We start from the raw sequence: 3,275 nt of genomic DNA on the forward strand, positions 1-3,275 counted from the left end.
GCGGGGCGGAGAGCTGGTGCTCGCTCACGCGGCACTTCCTTCCATGACGAGGTCGAGCACGGCGTGCTCGTCGATGGCGGTGGCGGGGCCCTCGTGGACGACCCGGCCTTCGGACACGACCAGCACCCGGTCCGACAGACCGAGCACCTCGGGGATCTCGCTGGAGACCACGACGACGGCGGCGCCCTCGTCGGCGAGCCGGCGCACGAGCGCGTAGATCTCGGCGCGCGCCCCGACGTCGACGCCGCGGGTGGGCTCGTCCAGCAGCAGCACCCGGCAGCCGTGCACCAGCCAGCGGGCGAGCATCGCCTTCTGCTGGTTGCCGCCCGACAGGGTGCGGATCGCACGGTCGACGCCCGTCGGCCGCAGGTCGAGCGCCTCGGCCTGCTCCTGCGCGGTGCGTCGCTCCGTGCGCTCGTCGAGCAGGCCGCCCTTGGCGAACCGCCCGAACGTCGACAGCGTGATGTTGCGGTAGACCGGCTCGTCGAGCAGCAGACCCTGGGCCTTGCGCTCCTCGGGCGCCAGGCCGATGCCGGCGCGGACGGCCGCGGTGACGTCGCCGGCGCGGAGCCGCTTCCCGCCGACCGCGACCGTGCCGCTGCTCGCCCGCCGGGCCCCGTAGATCGTCTCCAGGATCTCGGACCGGCCGGAGCCGACCAGGCCCGCGAGCCCGACGATCTCCCCCGCCCGGACCTGGAGGTCCACGCCGGTGAACGCCCCGCGCAGCCCGAGGCCCCGCACGTCGAGCACGACCGGCGCGTCGGCCGCGAGCTCCTGGCTCGGCGGGAAGACGTACTCGACGTTCCGCCCCGTCATCAGGCGGATCAGCTCGCGGGTCGGGGTGTCCCGGGCCGGCAGGTCGCGGGCGACCGTCCGGCCGTCCTTGAGCACGGTGATCCGGTCGCCGATCGCGCGGATCTCCTCCATGCGGTGCGAGATGTACACGATCGCCACGCCGGCCGAGGTCAGCTCGTGCACGACGCGGAACAGGTTCGCCACCTCGTCCGAGTCCAGGACCGCCGACGGCTCGTCCATCACGATGACGCGGGCGTCGTGGGACAGCGCGCGGGCCATCGAGACGATCTGCTGCGCGGCGGCCGGCAGCGAGCCGACCTCGCGGTGCGGGGAGATCTCCGGGTGGCCGAGCCGCGCCAGGATCTCCTTCGTGCGGCGGTGCGCCTCGCGGCGGCGGGACACCCCGCCGGTGGCGAGCTCGTGGCCGAGGAACACGTTCTCGGCCACGGTGAGCCCGGCGACCACGTCGAGCTCCTGGTACATCGTCGCGACGCCGAGCTTCAGCGCCGCGACCGGGGTGGCGATCGTGACGACCTCGCCGTCGACGAGCACCTCGCCCTCGGTGGGCTGGTGCGCCCCGGCGAGCACCTTGATGAGCGTCGACTTGCCCGCGCCGTTCTGCCCGAGCAGGCAGTGCACCTCCCCCGGCAGGACGTCCAGGTCGACGCCGTCCAGGGCGCGGGCTCCGGGGAACTGCTTGACGATGCCGCGCATCTGGAGCAGCGGCGGCTGGTTCGGTGGGTCCACGGTGACCATGTGAGGAACCTATGAGGGACTTTCGTCCCGGGTCAAGCAAAAGTTGCTCCGGGTTTGTCCGAGTTACCCGATCGTGACGAACACAAGTCCTGGGACTTTCTGGTTCACTAGGCGCCATGCAGGACGTCGTGAAGCTCCCGCCGCGGCACTCCGGCGCGGGAGACCTGTTCCAGCTCCTCCGCGACGGCCGACCGCGCACCCGCGCCGACCTGGCCGCCGCGACCGGCCAGGGGCGGTCCACCATCAGCGCCCGCGTCGAGGCACTCATGTCCGCCGGGCTCATCGCACCGGCCGGCGAGGCCTCCTCCACCGGAGGGCGGCCGCCCGCCACCTTCGCGTTCGAGCCCAGCGCGCGGGTCGTGCTCGCCGTCGACCTGGGTGCGACGCACGTCCGGCTCGCCATCACCGACCTCGCGTCGCGGGTGCTGGTCGAGGGCGAGGCCCCGCTGGCGATCGCCGACGGGCCCGACGTCGTGCTCCCCTGGGTCGCCGAGCACGGCCGCAAGCTCGTCGCCGAGGCCGGCCGCACGCTCGAGGACCTCGTGTCCGTCGGCGTCGGCCTGCCCGGTCCCGTCGAGCACGCCACCGGCCGGCCCATCAACCCGCCGATCATGCCCTCCTGGGACGACGCCGACGTGCGCGGCATCCTCTCCGCCGAGCTCGGCGGCGCCGAGGTCCTGGTCGACAACGACGTGAACCTCATGGCGCTCGGCGAGCACCGGTCCGCCTGGCCCGACGTCGACGACATGCTGTTCGTCAAGGTCGCCACCGGCATCGGCTCCGGCATCATCTCCGACGGCGAGCTCCGCCGCGGGGCGCAGGGCGCCGCCGGCGACATCGGCCACATCGCCGTCCCCGGCGCCGAGGACGTGCCCTGCCGCTGCGGCAACCTCGGCTGCCTCGAGGCCGTCGCCTCCGGGCGGGCGCTCGCCGAGCAGCTCAGCCGGGACGGGGCGGAGGCGCGCGGCGGCGCCGACGTCGTCGCCCTCGTCCGGTCCGGCGACCTCGCCGCCGGACGGGCCGTCCGGCAGGCAGGGCGCGAGATCGGCGGCGTCCTCGCCGCCTGCGTCAGCCTGCTCAACCCGTCGCTCGTCGTCATCGGCGGCGTCGTCGCCGAGGCCGGCGAGCACCTCATCGCCGGCATCCGCGAGGTCGTCTATCAGCGGTCGCTGCCGCTCGCGACGCAGCACCTGCGGATCGTGACCTCGCAGGCGCGGTCCGAGGTGGGCATCCTCGGGGCGTCCGCCATGGCGGTCGACCACGTGCTGTCGCCGGTGGCGATCGACGCGCTGCTGGAGGCGCGGATCGCCTGAGGCTCTCGAGGCCGCGCGCCCTCGGGCGGCCACCGAGTCCTCCACAGGCGGGGCGGCGGTGCGTCGTCCCCAGGACGGCCGAGGCCGAAACGTGGCGCACCTCGGTCCCGACCTAGCGTCCCGGCCATGCCTCCGGTCTTCCACAGCGACCCGCGCCACCCGTCGCTCCGTACCTTCGTCCGCGACCCGTCCGTCGTCGCGCGTCCACCACTGAGCGCGCTGCCCGCCGGGCTCGAGCTGCTGCGCCGCGCCCAGGTCGCGGCCCGCTCGGCGCGCAGCGCGGCATCGCGCCGCGCCGCGTGGGCGACGTACCGCCGAGCCGACGCGCTGCTGCACCCGCACCGTGCGACGGACGACGTGCGCGGGGCGTGGTGCAGCGCGGTGCGCGGCTCGGCGGGTGATCGGCCGTGG

3 protein-coding genes are annotated in these 3,275 nt (G+C 74.7%); 2 read left to right on the forward strand and 1 reads right to left on the reverse strand.

Features of this window, described 5'->3' with window-relative positions; genetic code table 11:
* Positions 1-24 precede the first annotated feature (24 nt).
* Positions 25-1,551 (reverse strand): sugar ABC transporter ATP-binding protein, encoded by a 1,527-nt coding sequence (locus G6556_RS17880; RefSeq protein ID WP_166944364.1) that lies wholly within the window; start codon positions 1,549-1,551, stop codon positions 25-27.
* A 116-nt stretch (positions 1,552-1,667) separates the two neighbouring features.
* Here G6556_RS17880 and G6556_RS17885 point away from each other — a divergent pair, with 116 nt between their 5' ends.
* A complete protein-coding gene (locus tag G6556_RS17885; protein WP_166944366.1) occupies positions 1,668-2,864 on the forward strand; it encodes an ROK family transcriptional regulator in 1,197 nt (398 codons plus the stop codon).
* Positions 2,865-2,990: 126 nt separating this feature from the next.
* A partial coding sequence (locus tag G6556_RS17890; RefSeq protein WP_166944368.1) for a hypothetical protein occupies positions 2,991-3,275 on the forward strand: 285 nt, incomplete at its 3' end.

It is taken from the genome of Cellulomonas sp. IC4_254 (assembly GCF_011603975.1).
Taxonomy (GTDB): domain Bacteria; phylum Actinomycetota; class Actinomycetes; order Actinomycetales; family Cellulomonadaceae; genus Cellulomonas.

What these genes read in the sequence shown, in the direction of transcription:
- G6556_RS17880 (WP_166944364.1), bottom strand. Translation starts at nt 1,551, where the DNA reads ATGGTCACCGTGGACCCACCGAACCAGCCGCCGCTGCTCCAGATGCGC.
- G6556_RS17885 (WP_166944366.1), top strand. Translation starts at nt 1,668, where the DNA reads ATGCAGGACGTCGTGAAGCTCCCGCCGCGGCACTCCGGCGCGGGAGAC.